The organism is Allobosea sp. (genome assembly GCF_035999205.1).
GTDB lineage: Bacteria > Pseudomonadota > Alphaproteobacteria > Rhizobiales > Beijerinckiaceae > Allobosea.
The window spans coordinates 648171-665150 of sequence record NZ_DASYHA010000025.1 but is presented as its reverse complement, the minus strand read 5'-3'; the positions used below and the strand labels follow the sequence as shown (position 1 = coordinate 665150).

Here is a 16980-nt window from a genome sequence, read left to right as displayed (position 1 = left end):
TCAGGCGAAGTAGGCGACCTTCTTGTCGGCGGGCAGCGCATCGAGTTCGCGCAGGCCGCCTTCGGAGCCCGCTCCCGGCAAGCCGGCCTTGGCCGGCACTTCGTTGCCGGCAAGGCGCTGCTGGAAGGCTGCCAGCGCTGACGACTGGTCGATCACGTCGAGCGGCTGTTCTTCGGGGGCGTCGCTGAAGACGATGTCATCGTCGAGCTGGATCGAGCCGATCCGGGGCTCTGCGCCCAAGAGTTCCACAGTGGAACGTTTGCTGGCGGCGACAGGGGCAGGGTGGCTGTCGATCTCGACGATCTCGATGTCGTGGTAGCTGCCGAGGGGGGGCGGGGATGGCATGCCGATGTCCCGGCCGAGCTTGGCTTCGGCCATGAAGGGCTCGTCATGCAGCGGCGTGGTCGGGCCCATGGCGGTGACGGCGCGCAGGCTGCTGTCGAGCATCGCGATGGTGTCGGCAATCTTGTCGATGCGCTGGGCCGTGCCCTCGACGATCATCGTCGCAGCCGAGATTTCGGCGGCGCGCTGATCGAGCATGTCGCAGAGCGCCTCGTTGGCGCCCGCTTCGCGCAGGCTCCAGGCCGCCTCCTGCATGCTCTCCGTCGCCTGGACGATGCTGCCCGCCGCCGTCTCGATGCGGCTCGCCAGCCCCGAGGCGCGGTCCTCGCCCTTGCCGCTGATGCGTTCGAGATCGATGCGCAGATCGGCGATCAGGGCTGCGGCTTCGCTGACATCCGGCTCGGCTGCCGGCTCAGGCAGGCCAAGGCCGACGATGCGCTCGATGCGATTGATGGCGCCGAGCAGTTGCTGTGTGTCGGCTTGCCGGTTGCGCCTGGCGTACTCGGCCATGAACCAGCGGCCACGGGCGGTCTCCATCACCGCGGCCTCGATCGCCTCGTAGTCCGTTTCGCTCAGCGGTGTCAGTGAACGCGCTTCGCTCATGACCAATCTGCTCTTGAAGGACCGGCCGAATCGGATTTCGCCGGTGATGATGCACCATTGCGGACCCTGCCATCGCATTAATTAATGAAGTGTTCCCATGGGGAACGTCGGGCGCGTGGCAGGCCGGCCGGCGAGTCACGCTTCGCGATGCCAGGCGGTGCCCGCGGGAGTTCGGCTGCTGTTGCATGCCTGCCCTTGCCAAGCGCATTTTGCCCGGCGATACAGGCAAAAGGGGTAAGCTGGCGCCTTCGGCGGGTGTCGCGGATTGATGCAGGACCGTCGAGGGCGGGCGAGGGACATCACGCAGACCATGGCGAGCCCTGATACCGCCGAACCGCAAGCGGTCTTCCGCGATGATGCCGGCACGCTCGCAGTGGTGCTCGCCGGCTCGTGGAGCGCCGACCGCGCCCCCCGAGTCGAGAGGCTGGCCGAAGAGATTGCCGGTCGCGTCGCCAAGGCATCGCATGCCCGGCTCGACCTCTCGGCCGTGTCACGACTCGATACGCTCGGCGCCTATGTTCTGAACCGTCTCAAGCACCAGCAGGAAGCCGCAGGTGCGGCCGTCGAGATCGTCAGCAAGCAGCCCGAACACGGCGTCCTGCTTGCCGAGGTCGCAGTGCATGACGAACGACAGCCGGAGCCGCACGGCCACGTCCGTGTCGTTGATGTCCTCGTTAACATCGGTGCCGCCGTGGTGCGCTTTGGCCGCGACATGGTTAGCGGCGCGATGTTCCTCGGCGAGGTGGTCGTCGCCTCGGCCAGCGTCATGCTCGGCCCGCGCAAGTTTCGTGGCCCGTCGCTGGTCCACCAGATCGAGCTGATCGCCTTCAACGGCGCGCCGATCATCATGCTGATCTCGTTCCTGGTCGGCTGTATCGTTGCCCAGCAGGGCATCTTCCAGCTCCAGCAGTTCGGCGCGGCGGCCTTCGTCGTGGACCTGACCGGCATCCTGATCCTGCGCGAGCTCGCCGTGCTGCTGACCTCGATCATGATCGCCGGCCGGTCCGGCTCGGCCTTCACCGCCGAGATCGGTTCGATGAAGATGCGCGAGGAGATCGATGCGCTGCGGGTCATGGGGCTGGACCCGATCGAGGTGCTCGTCGTCCCGCGGATTCTCGCCCTGATCATTTCGCTGCCGATCCTGACCTTCATCTCCGCCATGGCGGGCCTGACGGGGGCCGCGCTGGTCGCCTGGCTCTATGGCGGCATCGGCGTCGACATCTTCCTGGCGCGGCTGCAATCCGTCATCACCTGGAAGCACTTCGCCGTGGGGCTCATCAAGGCGCCGTTCATGGCCTTTGTGATCGGGCTGATCGCCTCGATCGAGGGCCTCGCGGTGAAGGGGTCAGCCGAGTCGCTCGGGCATCAGGTCACCGCTTCGGTGGTCAAGGCGATCTTCATGGTCATCGTCGTCGACGGCCTCTTCGCCATGTTCTTCGCATCCATCGAGTTTTGAGGATCGTATCCCGCAGATGAGCGAGCAGGGGATGCAGCAGGTCGATCGGACAAGGCAGCCTCAGGCGACGGCGGCCGAGCCCGAGGCCGTCATCCGCGTGCGCGACCTCAGGGTGGCGTTCGGGGACAAGGTCATCATGGATGGCCTGAATCTCGACGTGATGCGCGGCGAGATCCTCGGCTTCGTGGGCGGCTCGGGCCAGGGCAAGTCGGTGCTGACCCGGACGATCCTCGGGCTGGTGCAGAAGTCGCGCGGCACGATCGAGGTCTTTGGCGAGAATGTCGATACGCTGAGCTCGGCCCAGCGCCGCGTGCTCGAACGGCGCTTCGGCGTGATGTTCCAGCAGGGTGCGCTGTTCTCGGCGCTCACCGTCAAGCAGAACATCCAGGTGCCGATGCGGGAGTATCTCAAGCTGTCGCCGGCGCTGCTCGACGAGCTGGCGATGGTGAAGCTCGATCTCGTCGGCCTGAAGCCCGACGCTGCCGACAAGGTGCCCTCCGAGCTCTCGGGCGGCATGATCAAGCGGGCGGCGCTCGCCCGGGCGCTGGCGCTCGACCCCGAGATCGTCTTTCTCGACGAGCCGACCTCGGGCCTCGATCCGATCGGAGCCGCCGAATTCGATGAGCTGATCATGACCCTCAAGCAGACTTTGGGTCTGACCGTCTTCATGGTAACCCACGATCTCGACAGCCTTTATTCTGCCTGCGACCGAATCGCTGCGCTCGCGGACAAGCGGGTGATCGCGGTTGGTTCGCTGGCCACGATGCTGGCGTCGGATCACCCCTGGCTGAAGGCCTACTTCGGCGGCGAGCGCGCCAGGGCCCGGCAGCCCGCCCATATGCGAGGATGAGACGCTAGGTAATGGAATCGCGGGCGAATTACGCGCTGGTCGGCCTGTTCACGCTTGCGGTTCTCGCCGCGCTGTTCGGATTCGTCTACTGGTTCAACAGCGGCAATGCCGGCGGCCGGCAAGATGTCCGCGTGATCTTCAGCGGCACGGTGACCGGGCTCGGGCGCGGTTCGAGCGTGCTTTTCAACGGTTTCCGCGTCGGCGAGGTCACCCGCATCGAGCTGCGGCCGAACGATCCGAGCCGGATCTACGCTGTGATCTCGGTCGACGCCAACACGCCCTTGCGTGTCGATACCCGCGCCCGGCTCGAGACCGTGGGCCTGGCGACAGGCATCGTCGCGGTCCAGCTCGTCGGCGGCGATCCGACCTCGCCGCCCCTCAAGCCGGCGGAGGGGCAGAGCCTGCCGGTGATCGTCGCCGACCGCTCGGAACTGCAGGACATCGTCGAGACCGTCCGCAACATCGCCGCCAAGGCGGACGATACCCTCACCGGGCTCAACCAGCTGGTGAAGGAGAACGCCGGCTCGATCAACAATACGGTCCGGAACGTCGAGAAGTTCTCGACCGCGCTCGGCAACAATGCCGATGGCATCGACAAGCTGATGAAGAGCTTCGGTACTATCGCCGAGACCATCGCGCCGCTGTCCGAGAAGCTTGGCGTGCTCAGCGAGGAATTGACCGAGATCGTGCGTTCGGTCGACGACAAGAAGGTCGCGGCGATCGTCGACAACGTCGACAGGTTCACGGCCGCGCTGGGCAGCTCCAGCGGGGATGTCGGCAAGGCGGTCAAGGACGTCGCCTCGATCACCGACAAGCTGAACAAGGCGGCTGATCAGGTCGAGGGCGTGCTCAAGAGCGCGCAGGCCTTCCTGAACACGGCCGCAGGGCAGGATGGCCGCAGCGCCTTCTCCGAGGTGAGCGATGCCGCCAAGTCGATCCGCGTGCTCGCCGACAACCTCGATAAGCGCACCGCCGAGATCACCTCGGGTATCAGCCGCTTCACCGGGCCGGGCCTGCGCGACATCGAGGCGCTCGCAACGGATGGCCGTCGCACGCTCGGGGATCTGAACCGCACCTTGCGGAGTTTGGAACGCAACCCGCAGCAATTCATCTTCGGCGGCAAGCCCCCGCTGCCTCAATATGGTGGATCCCGCTAGACCGATGACGATCAAGGTTCCACCCGCCTCGCGAATGCCTCTCCGCCAGCCTGCCGTCGCCCTGGCGCTCGCCGCTGCCCTGCTGCTGGCTGGCTGCGGCGGCGGTGGCGCACCGACCACCTATGATCTAACCGCACCGCGCGATTTCGGGCGCATCGGCGGCTCGCGCGCGATCCTGATGGTGCAGGAACCGACGACCGTGCAGGCGCTCGATTCCGACCGCGTGATCGTCAAGGATTCGAGTGGCGCGCTCTCCTTCCTGGGTGGGGCACAGTGGGCCGACCGGGTGCCCAAGCTGGTTCAGGTCCGTCTGATCCAGACCTTCGAGAACGGCAGCAAACTCGGCGCCGTGTCCCGGCCCGGCGATCGCGTCACGCCGGATGCCCAGCTCCTCACCGATATCCGCAGCTTCAACATCGATGCGGCGAGCGGCATGGCGGTCGTCGAGATCACGGCCAGGGTCGTCGGCGATCGCGACGGCCTGGTCCGCCGGGCCCGTTTCTTTTCCGCCCGTGTCCCGGCTGCGGCCGTCGATGGTGCGGGAGCAGCCCAGACGCTCGACCAGGCGCTGTCGAAGGTGCTTGTCGAGATCGCGCGCTGGGCCCGCTGAGCGGCTACGGACGGCGCGGGAACGGGGCTTCCGAAGCATGCCACCAAGCAAAAAGGCCGCCCAGGGGGGCGGCCTTTTCGTTTGTGGTCGCAGGCCGGCGCTTACTCGAAGCGCCCGCTCGCATGGGCGAGCATCGTGTAGACCTTGCCGGTCTCCGAGGTCAGGTAGGTCTTGGCGACCAGCGAGTCGCGATCGTCCTTGGCAGCCTCCGCCAGCAGGCGCTCGAACTCGTCGATATAGCGGTCGACGGTCTCCTTGAACTCGGCATCGCGCCGGTACTTCCGGCGGATCTCGTCAAAGGTCTGCTGGCCCTGCAGCGTGTAGAGGCGGCGCGTGAAGACGTTGCGCTCGCCGCGCTTGTAGCGGTCCCACAGCTCGACCGCCGCGTCATGGTCGATCATCCGGGCGATATCGACCGAGAGCGAATCCAGCCGCTCGATCGAATGCGCCGTCGGCTTGGGAGCCTCGGGAGCCTTGTCCTCGCGCGAGGCCCGGTTGAGCAGGTCCGACAGCCAGCCGCTCTTCGCGGGCGGCTGGGTATCGGACGCAGGCTGGCGGCGCCCGCTTTCCTGGGCGGGGGCCGGGGCAGGGCGTGCGGCCGGGGCTGCCGGAGCCGCGGGCCGTGCTTCGGCGCGCGGCGCGGGCGCGGGTGCAGGGGCAGCGGACTCGGGCGTCGCGTCGAGCGAGGGCCGCAGCTGCGGCTCCGCGGCCGGCAGGCGAGCCTGCGTCACCGTGGTGTAGGCGGGCTCCTGACGGGGCAGGGCGGCCGCGGGGGCAGAGCGGCGGCTCTGGCCGGCATCGACCGGCAGGGCGACATCGCTGCGCCGGCCCGAGCGGGTTACGATCTCGGTCAGCTCGTTCAGCGCCTTGATCTGCTCGGCGACGACGCGGCGCATCGCGGAGGTCGATTCCTGCGTCTCGCGGGGCAGGTCGAGCACACCGCGCTTCAGCTCAGCCCGCGTCTCTTCCAGCTCGCGCTGGATCTCGGCGGCGACGCCGCGCATGTCCTGCGCCGCGCCCTGGAAGCGCTCGGTCACCTTGGCGAGCTCGCTGCCAACCTCGTTCGAGACCTGCTCGTAAGCCTGGCGCAAGGCCTGCGCCGTACGCTCGCGTTCCTTGCCGGTGGTGCTCCGGATCAGTTCGAACTGCTGCGCGATCGCGGTGGTCGTGGACTCCGCGGAATCGCTGAGCACGCCGCCGATCTGGCGTGCCCGGGCTTCCGCGGTGCTGAGCGACTCGTCCATCAGCGCCGCGAAGGAGCGCGTGATCGACTCGACGTCGTCCGTCCGGTTGGCGATCAGGCCGTGCAGTTCCTCGAGCGAGTCCTTGCGGTCGGCCAGCGCCTTGCCGACGCGGGCCTCGACCTGCTCCAGGCGCGTCGCGACGGAATGCAGCGCTGCGGTACTGGCCTGTGTGACCTCGCCCAGCGAATGGCCCTTCTCGTCGAGCTGGCCGACGAGCGTGGCGGTCTCGCGCAGCGTTCCCTCGGAGAAGGTCTTCAGCTCGGCGACCTGCGTCGCGATCTGCTGCGAGGCCTTGCCGGTCTCGTCCATCACTGTCGCGATCACGCTCTGCAGATCCCCGAGGCGGGCCGAGAGCCCGCCTTCGACGGCGGCGAGGTTCTTGTTCGCGCCGTTGACGATCTGCTGCATGAGCTTGTTGGCCTCGCCCAGGCGGCCGAGCATGCCGCCGAGCTCGCTGCGCAGCTGCTCGTTGGTGGCGACCAGCGCGTCGACCGACTGCCGCGTGCCGCTCTCCAGCGTCTCGCGCAGACCGCTCGACGAGCTGTCGAGCGCCGTCGTGATCTCGCTGCCGCGCTCGCGCAGCCCCTCGATGATCGACGAGCCGCGGCTCTCGATCGCCCGGACCACGGTTTCGCCGACCATGGCGAACTCGTTGGCAATCGCATCGCCGCGCTGCCCAAGCGCCGCGACCATGCCGCCGCCCTTGTCCTCGAACAGCAGGCGCAGGGCTTCGGCCCGGTCGCCCAATGCGGTCGCGATGGCGTCGCCGCGCTCGCCGAGCGCCGTGACCATGCCGACGCCCTTGTCGTCGAACAGCACACGCAGCTCTTCGGCGCGCTCGCCGAGCGAAGCCGAGATCGCGTCCGACTTGGTCTGCAGCGTGTCGGCGATCTGCTGGCCACGCGTATCGAGCGTGCCCGAGACGGTGTCGAGCCGGTTGACCACACGCTCCTCGAAGCGCGCGACGCTGCGGTCCAGCGTATCGGCGATCTGGAGGGCCCGGCCACCCAGCGTGGCGTTGATCGTGTCGGCCTTGTCGCTGAGCGTGCGGGTGAGCGACTCGCTCTTGGAGGTCACGACCTCGCCGATCTCGTCGGCCTTGGCGGCCAGGGCGCGGGTGACCTCGCGGCCGCCCTCCGCCAGCACGCGGGCGATGTCGACCGTGCGCTCGACCAGGGCCTCGTTCAGGGCAGTGGCGCGCGAGCCGAGATTGCCGTCGATGCGAGCGATCAGGCCGTCCAGCGAGCCGGCGATCTCGGCGCTCTTGGCGCCGGAGCGCTCCTCGAACAGCTTGATCTGGCTCTCCATGGCGTCGGTCGCTTCGCGCGTGCGCTCGGCCAGGATCGCAGCCGCTTCGGTCGCGCGCGCGCCGACCCGGTCAGCGAGCGCCATGCCGTCCTCGCTGATCAGCCTCTCGACATTGGCGATGCCGTTGGTCACGGCAGCGGTCAGCGCCTGCGTGTCGTCCGACAGGCGGCTGGTGAGCTCGCTGCCCTTGTGGACGATGATGTCCTCGAAGGCAGCCAGGCGCGAGCCCAGCGCCGTCTCGACATGGCGGCCCTGGTTGTCGAACAGCTCCGCGAACGCGCTGAGCCGACCGCCGAGCGACGTCTCGATCTCGCGGCCCTGCTCGTCGAAGAGCTTGTTCAGCGCGTCGTGGCGGTGGGCGAGCGCCTCGGTCAGAGCCTGGGCGCGCCCTTCCACCGAACGCAGCATCGATTCGGCGTTGGCCGAAAGGGCCTCGTTCACGCGGCCGCCCTGCTGCGTCAGCGCCAGCACGATCTCCTTGCCGGTGCCGGCGAGCAGGGTGCGCGCCTCCTCGGCATGGACCGTGAAGCTTTCGCGCAGCCCCTGCGTCGCTTCAGTCATTCGGTCGGCGACATCGCGGCCGTCGACATTGATGGTTTCGGTCAGCGAACGGGTGGCGTCGCTCATGCGGCGCGCCAGCTCTTCGCTCTGCTCGCCGAGCAGCGTGTGGACCTCGCGGCCGGCGCTGACGAGGTCGCGCAGCAACGTCTCGCGCTGATCGCCCAGCAAGGTTCCGACCTGCTCGCCGGTTTCGCTCAGGCGCGTCAGGAAGCCGCTCTGCTGCTGCTCCAGCGCCGCCTGCGCGGCCTCGCTCGCAGTCGTGAGCCGGGCAGCCAGGGCTGCGCCGCGCTCGTCGAGCCGCTGGTCGAGGCTCTCGCCGGTATCCGCCAGGCGAGCGATGAGGGCGCCGCTGCGCTCCGCCAGTACGCCATGCACCGAACGGCCGACATCGGCGACGCGGGTGACCAGCGCCTGGCTTTCGTTGCCGAGCAGGTCCTTCACCTCGAACCCGACCTGCGACAGCTTCACCGTCAGCGCTGCACCTTGCTCGTCGAGCAGGGCGCTGACGCGGGCGCCGGTCTCGGACAGGCTCGCTGCCAGCGCATCGCTCTGCGCCCCGATCAGGCCGTGGGCCTGATCGCCGGCCGCGCCGAGCCGCAGCACCAGCGTCTCGCTCTGGCTGTCGAGCAGCTTGACGACATCGGTACCGGCTCCGGTCACGCGCGAGACGAGCGCTTCGCTCTGCCCGTGCAGCAGGCTGGCGACATCCGCGCCGGCTCCGGTGACGCTCGAGACGAGCGCTTCGCTTTGCCCGCTCAGCAAGCTGGCGACGTCCGCGCCCGCTCCCGACACCCGCGAGACGAGTGCTTCGCTCTGACCCGCCAGCAAGCTGGCGACATTCGCGCCGGTGCCTGAGACGCGCGAGACGAGCGAGTCGCTCTGCTCGGCCAGCAATCTGGCGACATCGGTGGCGGTGCCTGAGACGCGCGAGACGAGCGAATCGCTCTGCTCCGACAGCATCTTCGCGACATCGGTGGCGGTGCCGGAAACCCGCGAAACCAGGGTCTCGCTCTGCTCCACCAGCATCTGCGCGACATCAGCGCCCGTGCCTGAAACCCGCGAGATCAGCGCGTGGCTCTGGTCGTTGAGCAGCTTCACCGCCTCGGAGCTCGCATCAGAGACGCGCGAGACCAGGCTGTCGGCCTGCTGGCCGAGCAGCGTCTGGACGCTCTCGCCCGTTTCCGAAAGGCGCGTCACCAGCTTGCCGCCATGGTCGTTGATCACGGTCTGGAGGCCATCGGTGACCGAAGCCACGCGAGTCGCCAGCTCCTCGCCATGCCGCCCGACAGTGTCGCCCAGCGCCTGGCCGGCTTCGTCCACGCGCAGGATGATCGCGTCGCTGCGCTCGCGCAGCACGTCATCGACGGTGCGGGCGGTGTCGTTGAGCTTTGAGACCAGGGCGTCGCTCTGCGTGCCGATCAGGCTGTTGACGTTCTCGCCGACCTCCAGGAGGCGCGAGGCGATCAGCTCGTTCTGGCGCGTCAGCAGCCCGTTGACGCCGCGGCCGACCTCAGCGAGGCGGGTGGTGACGCTGTCGCCCTCTTCGGCAAGTGAGCTGCGAAGGCTTTCGCCGGTCTCGGTCAGGCGCGCCCTCAGAGCCTCGCTCTGGTTTTCGATCAGCGCGACCATGCTGCGGCTGCTGCTTTCGAAGCGCTCGGCGGCTTCGCTACCGCGTGCGGAAATGTCCTGCGCCAGCGACTCGCCGGTCGCACGCAGGGTCTCGTTCACGCCGTCGACGCGGGCGGCCAGGTTGTCGACGACCTGCGAGCCGGTTTCGGTGATCGCGCGCGTCACGTCGCGCGCTCCGGTGGCGAGGCCCTCCGTCAGCACGGCGCCGGTGCGCTCGAGTGATGTGGCGATGTCGCGGGCGCGGCCATCGAGCAGGGTGGACAGGCTGTCGCTGGCGCCGGAAAGGCGCTCGCTGACCTCGCCGGAGGTCACCTGCAGGCGTTCGACCAACTCGCTGCCGCGACCGCTGATCTCGTCGATCATGCGCTCGCCAGCACGGCCGAGCGCAAGCGTGATCTGGTCGCCCTTTTCGCCGAGCGAGCCGGTGACGCGGTCGCCGGCCTGGGCGACGGCCTCTGCAATGGTGCGGCTGGCGAGGTCGAGATCCTTGGACAGGCCCTCATGCGCGCCGCTGATCGCGAATTTGACCCGCTCGGCGTTGCCGACGACGGCTTCGCGCTGGGTCACCAGTTCGTCGATCAACGAGCGCAGCCGGATCTCGTTATCGGCATAGGCGCGTTCAAGCGTGGCAATCTCGCCGCGCACGATCGTCTCCAGCTCGCCGGCACGCGCGACGGCTCGCTCGATGCCGTCGCCCATGGCGGCGACTTCGCGGCGGATGGTCTGGCTCAGCGACAGGACGGAGTCCGCACCGACGACTTCGGGCTCGGCCAGCCGCAGGGCGACCTCGGTCATGGCCCGCGAAACCAAGCGCATCTCCTGCGTACGGCGATAAAGCGCTGCGAGCACGAAGAAGAAGACGACCGGCGCGCCGATGGAGAGCGCCAGCAGGGTCCATTCGCCGACGCCGAAGGTGGAAAGGCGTTCGCGCAGGCCGCCATCGACCGAGCCGAAGCGGTTGAGCAGCACGAATGCGGCGCCGCCAAGCCAGGCGAGAGATGCAAGCGCAGCGAACCAGTAGGGCCGGGCGGAGGGGCGAACCGAGAAGGCCTGGACGAGCGAGCTGGAATCGCGGCGATCGTCATTGGCGACGCGACTGGTGTCCGGCGCGATCGTGGCGCGCGGCTGCGCCGGCTGGGCCGGTGCGGCGGGCTGGGGCGCAGCCGGCTCGACGCGAGGCAGGTCGAGCTTGAGATCGTTCTCTGTGGTGGCGGGCAGCTTCGGCTCGAAAGCCGGATCGCCGTCGGCGTCCGACTTCGGCTGATCGAGCCGGAGAGCCTCCTCGATCGCCGACATGGCGGCTTCGGTCGGGTCTTGGAGCTTCTTGGGCCGATTCATGGGTACCGCCTCGCCACGCTACTGGGACAGGAGCCTGATCGTGATCGCCGCGCCCGCACGGACCGCCTCTGGTCCTTGCTAGTGGGAGAAACACTGCGCCTATCGTTTACCAATTGAAAGGGTAGTGGAGGCTCTAAGGCTTGGGAACCCGTTTACAGTGCCGATTCACAAACGTCGTTAACGCCTCGTTCACCATGAAGGCGCTTGGTAGAGCGTGGCCGCGCCGTCCCTGCGGCGCCGGCAGACCCGTCATTTCCGAGCCGACAATGCCCCAGACCGCCATCGATCTCGACCATCTCGCCCGCCAGACCGGCGGCGACCTTGAACTCGAACGCGAGATTCTCGCACTCTTCGCCCAGCAATGCGTTCGTCACCTGCGCACGATCCATCAGGCCGAGGATGCCAGGACCCGCATGGACGCCGCCCACACGCTGAAGGGCGCGGCGCGGGCCATCGGCGCCTGGCAGGTCGCCGATGCGGCCGATGCCATCGAGCGCCAGCTCGCGGAAACCAGCCCGCGCGACACCGAGGCTGCGATGGATACGCTCACGCTGGCCGCCGCCGAGGCGCGCGCCGTCATTGCGCGACACGACTGCGCCGCCTGAATATAGCACCGGTTCGGTCCGGGCGTTGTCGATTGCGGCCAAATGGCCCTTTCCCGTGCGGTTGGAAATGATCTAAGGCGAAACGCCTTCGCCGCCGCTTGGAGTTCATGATGCCGCAGATCACCTTTATCGACGCCCGGGGCGAGAGCCGGACGGTCGAGGGCGAAGCCGGAGCGACGGTGATGGAAGTCGCCATCCGCAACGGCGTACCGGGCATCGAGGCGGAATGCGGCGGCGCCTGCGCCTGTGCCACCTGCCATGTCTATGTCGACGACGCCTGGGCGGCCCAGACCGGCACGCCGGAGCCGATGGAGGAGGACATGCTCGACTTCGCCTTCGACGTGAAGCCGACCTCGCGCCTCTCCTGCCAGATCAAGCTACGCGACGAGCTCGACGGGCTCGTCGTCCGCACGCCCGCACGCCAGGGCTGAAGCGCGCCCTACTCGGCGGCCGCGGCGACCCGCGATGCCATTACCGTCTCCTGGCCGGGCGACGGATGGCGCGGCACGAGGAAGGCCAGCACCAGCGAGGCTGTCGCCACGGCCGCGCCGATATAGAAGACGATCGCTGGGTCCTTCAGCCAGATCAGTCCGAAGGTCACGGGCAGGACGACCGCCGCGATGTGGCTTATCGTGAAGGCGACGGCCGATGTCGGCGCGATGTCGGCGGGATCGGCGATCTTCTGGAAATAGGTCCGCTGCGCCAGGACCAGCGTGAAGAACACGCCGTCGATGACGAAGAGCGCCCCGGCGATATAGGCACCCCATCCGGCGAAATGGCCGTGGCTCGCGAGCGCGTAGCCGACGAAGACCAGGATCAGCGAGACATTCTCGATCTGGATCGTGGCGCGTTCGCCGATCCTGCCGACCAGATGGCCGAGCATCGGCCCCATGAAGGTGTTGATGCCATAGGTCGCGAGTAGCAGCATGGCGGTCGTGGAGACGTCGTAGCCGAAGCGCTCGACCAGCAGGAAGCCGCCGAAGGCCATGAAGATCTGCCGGCGCGCGCCCGACATGAAGGTCAGCGCATAATAGAGCCAGTAGCGCTTGCGCAGCACGAAGCCCTTGTTCTGCGGCACGGCTCCCTGGAAGCGCGGGAATGCGATCCAGGCCAGCAGCGAAAGTGCCACGACCAGGCCGCCGGAGGCGAGGAAGACCAGCACATAGCCCGGCTCGAAAACCCGCCAGATCACAGCGATCGCGCCGAAGGCGAGCAGCTGCGCCGTGGCTGAGGCCCCGGCGATCCGCCCCAGCAGGCGCGGCGCCTCCGCTTTCGGGAGGAGCTGGAGCTGCAGCGATTGCTGGGCGGTCTCGTAATAATGGAAGCCCAGCGACATGATCGTCGTGGTCAGCAGCAGGCCGCCGAGCGTCGGGTAGAAGCCGGTGATGGCGACGCCGATGCCGAGCGTGACGAGACTGACATAGGCCAGCACCTGCTCCCGCATGAACCAGAACAGTACGATGGCGGTGAAGGCGAGGAAGCCTGGAATCTCGCGCACCGATTGCAGGAGTCCGATATCGGCCCCGGTAAAGCCGGCCGCTTCCTTGGCGAAATTGTTGAGCAGTGCGCTCCAGCTCGCATAGCCGAGCCAGTTGATGAAGGCCAAAGCCATCAGGAAGGTGGTCGGAGACCGCAGGAGCGTAACGGAGCCGCGCGGCCCGGGAGCGATGTCGGTCATCGGAAGACCCTGCAGAAGACGCGACCCGGCAGGGCGCTTCGCCACACGAGATCTCTTCGTGCGTCGATCTTCTTAGAACAGGCAAGGAAGCCAGGATAGCTCCACCCCGCGCGGGCAGCACACACGCGCAGAATCAGGTCTATGCTGACATGCGCGCTGATGCGACGTTTGCGCTGGATCATCGCGACGGGGACGACACGTCATAGACTATCGCTGCAACGCTACGAGGAGATCACGATGTACAAGTCGATTCTGGTTCCCGTCGACCTGGCCGAGGCCGAACTGGCCGACCCCGCGGTCGCCGCCGCCGTCTCCTTCGCCAAGATCTCCGGCGGCGCCGTGAGGTTGGTCTATGTCCGCTCGCTCGTGCCGATCACCTACATGGAGTTCGTGCCGGCCGATTTCGATGCCGAGCAGCAGGAGGATGCGGAAGCCAAGCTCGCCGCCATCGCCGCCAAGATCGATCTGCCGGAATCGCAGGTCTCGGCCAAGGTCCTGATCGGTTCGGTGCATGGCGAGGTGCTGGCCGAAGCCGATGCCAGCGGCGCCGACCTGATCGTCATCGGCTCGCACGAGCCAGGCATGCTCGCCTATGTCATCGGCTCGAACGCCTCGGCGATCGTCCGGCGCGCCAAATGCTCGGTGCTCGTGGTCCGCTGAGTCGGGTCAGGCAGCGAAACAAGTCAGGCGGCGGGGCGCCCCGGCACGAGATCGTCCGGAACCTCGCCGCTGGAAAGATTGCGCGGGCGGTTGAGCACGACCATGGGCTTGATCTGCCAGAACGACGCCGCCGTCAGCAGCAGCCCTAGCAGGCCGGTCGTCGTCGTGCCTTGCAGGAAGGCGCGGCCGGTGAAGAAGACGAGCATCAGCATCGACAGGGCGCTGATGGTGGCAAGCGCCAGCCAGAACGCAAAGGGCTTGCCGGCAACGAAGCGCGCACGCGGATTGGCCCGCGCGATCGCGGCAGCGAGCGCCGAGACGAAGGCATGGTAGCCGGCGTCGTCGCGGTCCATGTCCGTCAGTGAGCGCCACGACAGGTTGCCGAAGGTAACGCTCTTGCCGTCGCTCAGCCGCAACTGCGTCTTGAAGCCCTTCGAGCTGACATTGCTCGGGGCATAGACGAAGCGGACCTGCTCGACGGCGGCCAGCCGGACGTGGCTGATCTTGCGGGTGGTGTCGATCTCGAGCGTGTCGCCGCGGAGCCTGTAGGTGATCTCGAGACCGACCGGCCTCGGGCGCTGGCGCCAGTACGGGGGAGGGCTGTCTTCGTCGGAGAGGGCTTGCATGGCGGGAGCCATAGCGGCTCGGCTGCCGCTTGTCGCGGGTTTCGCAGTGCTAATGCTCGTCCTTCGTCTTTCGCGAGCGGCCGGGCGCCTTGGCCGCGTTCAGAGAGGCGGCCGCGCGAACAAGCGCCATCAGGGCCTCCTCGTCGAACCTGTCGCCCTCGCGAATGTCGATGGCGCGCCTGACATTGCCATCCAGGCTGGCGTTGAAGAGCCCGGATGGATCGTCGAGCGCGGCGCCCTTGGCGAAGGTCAGCTTCACAATGTTCTTGTAGGTCTCGCCGGTGCAGATCATCCCGTCGCGGTACCAGACCGGCACCCCGCGCCATTTCCACTCCTCGACACTCTCGGGTTCGGCCTGCCTGATCAGGGCACGGACGCGGGCCAGCGTCTCGCCTCGCCAGTCACCCAGTTCCCTGATCCTCTCGTCGATCATCTCGGAAGGGGTCTTGCCATTCTGCGGCGCGGTTTCGCTCATGATGCTGCATCCTTTCCGGATCGTCCGGTCGGCGCCGATGTGCCTTGCCGCGACGGCCGCACGGCGTGGGAGGTCTTTAGCGGGCCAGCACCTTCATCGCGCCATCGAGTCCGTCGAGCGTTAGCGGGAACATCCGTCCGCCCATCAGGCCGCCGATCTGGCGGATCGACTGGGTGTAGCTCCACAGATGCTGCTGCACCGGATTGAGCCAGACCGATTTCGGGAACTTTCCGGTCAGTCGTTCCATCCAGACTGCCCCGGCTTCCTCGTTCCAGTGCTCGACCGAGCCGCCCGGCATTGCGATCTCGTAAGGGCTCATCGACGCATCGCCGACGAAGACGACGCGATAATCGCCCGGATAGGTCCGCAGCACGTCCCAGGTCGAGATCATCTGGTCGTGGCGGCGCCGGTTTTCGCGCCAGACCCGCTCATAGGGGCAGTTGTGGAAGTAGAAATGCTCGAAATGCTTGAACTCGGCCCGCGCCGCCGAAAACAGCTCCTCGGCCAGCTCGACATGCCAGTCCATCGAGCCGCCGACATCGAGGAAGAGCAGCACCTTGACCGCATTATGCCGCTCGGGGCGTAGCTGCACGTCGAGATAGCCGTGCTTGGCCGTCTCGCTGATGGTGCTGTCGAGGTCGAGTTCCTCGGCGAGCCCGGTGCGCGCGAACCTTCGCAGCCGCCGCAGCGCTACGCGCAAATTACGGACGCCGAGCTCACGGCTGTCGTCGAAATCCTTGAACTCGCGCTTGTCCCAGACCTTGACCGCCCGGAAGTTGCGGTTGCCGTCCTGCCCGATGCGCACGCCCTCGGGATTGTAGCCATAGGCACCGTAAGGAGAGGTGCCCGCCGTGCCGATCCACTTGTTGCCGCCCTGATGGCGACCCTTCTGTTCCTCGAGCCGCTGCTTCAGCGTTTCGAACAGCTTGTCCCAACCGAGCGCCTCGATCTGGGCTTTTTCGTCGTCGGTGAGGTATTTCTCGGCGAGCTTGCGCAGCCATTCGTCGGGAATGGCGGCCTCCTCGATCGCCTGTCCGAGCGTCTCCATTCCCTTGAAGACCTGGGCGAAGACCTGATCGAACCTGTCGAGATGGCGCTCGTCCTTCACCAGACAGGTGCGGGCGAGATAGTAGAATTCATCGACCCGGTGCTCGGCCAGGTCGGCATCGACGCCTTCGAGCAACGCCAGATACTCCCGCAGCGTGACGGGGATCTTGGCGGCGCGCAGGTCGGTGAACAGGCGCAGGAACATGCCCTTACTGTGCGGGCTATGCGGCCCCGGTCAAGCAGCACCCTCGCATCGTTCGAGGGGCTGCTCGCACCGGATCGCCGGCTTACGCCACCGCGTCGGCGAGATCCTTGGTCACCTTGAACTTGACCACGGTCTTGGCCGGGACCTTGATCGTGGCGCCGGTCGAGGGGTTGCGGGCCTCGCGGGCCTCGCGCTTGGCGGCCGAGAGCTTGCCGACACCGCCGAGCGTGATGTCGTCGCCGGACTTCAGCGTCTTGGCGACGATCGCGCCCAGCGAGGCGAGCACGGCGGAAACGTCGGTCTTCGACTTGCCGGTCTCGTCCGCGATGGCGGCGATCAGTTCGTTCTTGGTCATGAGAGCCTCCTTAGGAGAGTGATGTGGGGCGTCGTGCGCAAGGCTGGCTTTCGTGTCAGTCTCAAATCACGAAGCACCGTTGCCGTTTTTGCATGGCGCCACTGCGCCAGTTGCCACGACTATCGCCGAAAGGCGATGGTCACGGCGGAAGATACGCACAGAAATCGGCTTCGTTCCCGGCTTCGGCGCAACAGCATGGCCCTGATTGGCACAATCCACCGGCGTGATTGA

General features: G+C 67.3%; 14 protein-coding genes. 7 read left to right on the top strand and 7 right to left on the bottom strand.

Annotation, left to right across the window (positions count from 1 at the left end):
• Nucleotides 1-945, bottom strand: a complete 945-nt coding sequence (locus tag VGN82_RS18555; protein ID WP_327528516.1) for a hypothetical protein — start codon at nt 943-945, stop codon at nt 1-3.
• Nucleotides 946-1255: 310 nt separating this feature from the next.
• Between VGN82_RS18555 and VGN82_RS18550 the strand changes: the two genes are divergently transcribed.
• Genes VGN82_RS18550 through VGN82_RS18535 form a run of 4 tightly spaced genes read left to right on the top strand, consistent with a single transcriptional unit; the run spans nt 1256 to nt 5018 of the window.
• Nucleotides 1256-2401 carry an ABC transporter permease gene (locus VGN82_RS18550; RefSeq protein WP_327528515.1) on the top strand — a complete coding sequence of 382 codons (1146 nt, stop codon included), beginning with the start codon at nt 1256-1258 and terminating at the stop codon, nt 2399-2401.
• A gap of 31 nt (nt 2402-2432) precedes the next feature.
• Nucleotides 2433-3251, top strand: a complete 819-nt coding sequence (locus tag VGN82_RS18545) for an ABC transporter ATP-binding protein (protein WP_327529178.1) — start codon at nt 2433-2435, stop codon at nt 3249-3251.
• A gap of 11 nt (nt 3252-3262) precedes the next feature.
• The gene (locus VGN82_RS18540) at nt 3263-4408 is read left to right on the top strand and encodes an MlaD family protein (protein ID WP_327528514.1); all 1146 of its coding nucleotides are present in this window, start codon (nt 3263-3265) and stop codon (nt 4406-4408) included.
• Nucleotides 4409-4412: 4 nt separating this feature from the next.
• Complete coding sequence (locus VGN82_RS18535; protein ID WP_327528513.1) at nt 4413-5018, top strand: ABC-type transport auxiliary lipoprotein family protein; 606 nt, start codon at nt 4413-4415, stop codon at nt 5016-5018.
• Between the two features lie 101 nt (nt 5019-5119).
• Here VGN82_RS18535 and VGN82_RS18530 read toward each other — a convergent pair whose 3' ends face one another.
• On the bottom strand, nt 5120-11098 hold the full coding sequence (locus tag VGN82_RS18530) for an apolipoprotein A-IV repeat region-like domain-containing protein (protein WP_327528512.1): 5979 nt from the start codon (nt 11096-11098) through the stop codon (nt 5120-5122).
• A 266-nt stretch (nt 11099-11364) separates the two neighbouring features.
• Between VGN82_RS18530 and VGN82_RS18525 the strand changes: the two genes are divergently transcribed.
• Nucleotides 11365-11703, top strand: a complete 339-nt coding sequence (locus VGN82_RS18525; protein ID WP_327528511.1) for an Hpt domain-containing protein — start codon at nt 11365-11367, stop codon at nt 11701-11703.
• A 110-nt stretch (nt 11704-11813) separates the two neighbouring features.
• Nucleotides 11814-12134: a 2Fe-2S iron-sulfur cluster-binding protein gene (locus tag VGN82_RS18520; RefSeq protein WP_327528510.1), complete on the top strand. Its 321-nt coding sequence runs from the start codon at nt 11814-11816 to the stop codon at nt 12132-12134.
• Between the two features lie 8 nt (nt 12135-12142).
• On the opposite strand, the gene VGN82_RS18515 is transcribed toward VGN82_RS18520, so the two are convergent.
• Complete coding sequence (locus VGN82_RS18515) at nt 12143-13381, bottom strand: MFS transporter (protein ID WP_327528509.1); 1239 nt, start codon at nt 13379-13381, stop codon at nt 12143-12145.
• A gap of 237 nt (nt 13382-13618) precedes the next feature.
• Here VGN82_RS18515 and VGN82_RS18510 point away from each other — a divergent pair, with 237 nt between their 5' ends.
• The gene (locus VGN82_RS18510; protein ID WP_327528508.1) at nt 13619-14041 is read left to right on the top strand and encodes a universal stress protein; all 423 of its coding nucleotides are present in this window, start codon (nt 13619-13621) and stop codon (nt 14039-14041) included.
• Between the two features lie 23 nt (nt 14042-14064).
• On the opposite strand, the gene VGN82_RS18505 is transcribed toward VGN82_RS18510, so the two are convergent.
• From VGN82_RS18505 to VGN82_RS18490, 4 genes are all read right to left on the bottom strand, one after another.
• Complete coding sequence (locus VGN82_RS18505; RefSeq protein WP_327528507.1) at nt 14065-14667, bottom strand: hypothetical protein; 603 nt, start codon at nt 14665-14667, stop codon at nt 14065-14067.
• A gap of 49 nt (nt 14668-14716) precedes the next feature.
• Nucleotides 14717-15142: a DUF1801 domain-containing protein gene (locus VGN82_RS18500; RefSeq protein ID WP_327528506.1), complete on the bottom strand. Its 426-nt coding sequence runs from the start codon at nt 15140-15142 to the stop codon at nt 14717-14719.
• Nucleotides 15143-15218: 76 nt separating this feature from the next.
• On the bottom strand, nt 15219-16394 hold the full coding sequence (locus VGN82_RS18495) for a vWA domain-containing protein (protein ID WP_327528505.1): 1176 nt from the start codon (nt 16392-16394) through the stop codon (nt 15219-15221).
• An 82-nt stretch (nt 16395-16476) separates the two neighbouring features.
• The gene (locus tag VGN82_RS18490) at nt 16477-16749 is read right to left on the bottom strand and encodes an HU family DNA-binding protein (RefSeq protein ID WP_108044649.1); all 273 of its coding nucleotides are present in this window, start codon (nt 16747-16749) and stop codon (nt 16477-16479) included.
• Nucleotides 16750-16980: the final 231 nt, after the last annotated feature.

Coding starts and splice junctions, on each gene's coding strand:
- VGN82_RS18555 (WP_327528516.1), bottom strand. CDS start 945: ATGAGCGAAGCGCGTTCACTGACACCGCTGAGCGAAACGGACTACGAG.
- VGN82_RS18550 (WP_327528515.1), top strand. CDS start 1,256: ATGGCGAGCCCTGATACCGCCGAACCGCAAGCGGTCTTCCGCGATGAT.
- VGN82_RS18545 (WP_327529178.1), top strand. CDS start 2,433: ATGCAGCAGGTCGATCGGACAAGGCAGCCTCAGGCGACGGCGGCCGAG.
- VGN82_RS18540 (WP_327528514.1), top strand. CDS start 3,263: ATGGAATCGCGGGCGAATTACGCGCTGGTCGGCCTGTTCACGCTTGCG.
- VGN82_RS18535 (WP_327528513.1), top strand. CDS start 4,413: ATGACGATCAAGGTTCCACCCGCCTCGCGAATGCCTCTCCGCCAGCCT.
- VGN82_RS18530 (WP_327528512.1), bottom strand. CDS start 11,098: ATGAATCGGCCCAAGAAGCTCCAAGACCCGACCGAAGCCGCCATGTCG.
- VGN82_RS18525 (WP_327528511.1), top strand. CDS start 11,365: ATGCCCCAGACCGCCATCGATCTCGACCATCTCGCCCGCCAGACCGGC.
- VGN82_RS18520 (WP_327528510.1), top strand. CDS start 11,814: ATGCCGCAGATCACCTTTATCGACGCCCGGGGCGAGAGCCGGACGGTC.
- VGN82_RS18515 (WP_327528509.1), bottom strand. CDS start 13,381: ATGACCGACATCGCTCCCGGGCCGCGCGGCTCCGTTACGCTCCTGCGG.
- VGN82_RS18510 (WP_327528508.1), top strand. CDS start 13,619: ATGTACAAGTCGATTCTGGTTCCCGTCGACCTGGCCGAGGCCGAACTG.
- VGN82_RS18505 (WP_327528507.1), bottom strand. CDS start 14,667: ATGCAAGCCCTCTCCGACGAAGACAGCCCTCCCCCGTACTGGCGCCAG.
- VGN82_RS18500 (WP_327528506.1), bottom strand. CDS start 15,142: ATGAGCGAAACCGCGCCGCAGAATGGCAAGACCCCTTCCGAGATGATC.
- VGN82_RS18495 (WP_327528505.1), bottom strand. CDS start 16,394: ATGTTCCTGCGCCTGTTCACCGACCTGCGCGCCGCCAAGATCCCCGTC.
- VGN82_RS18490 (WP_108044649.1), bottom strand. CDS start 16,749: ATGACCAAGAACGAACTGATCGCCGCCATCGCGGACGAGACCGGCAAG.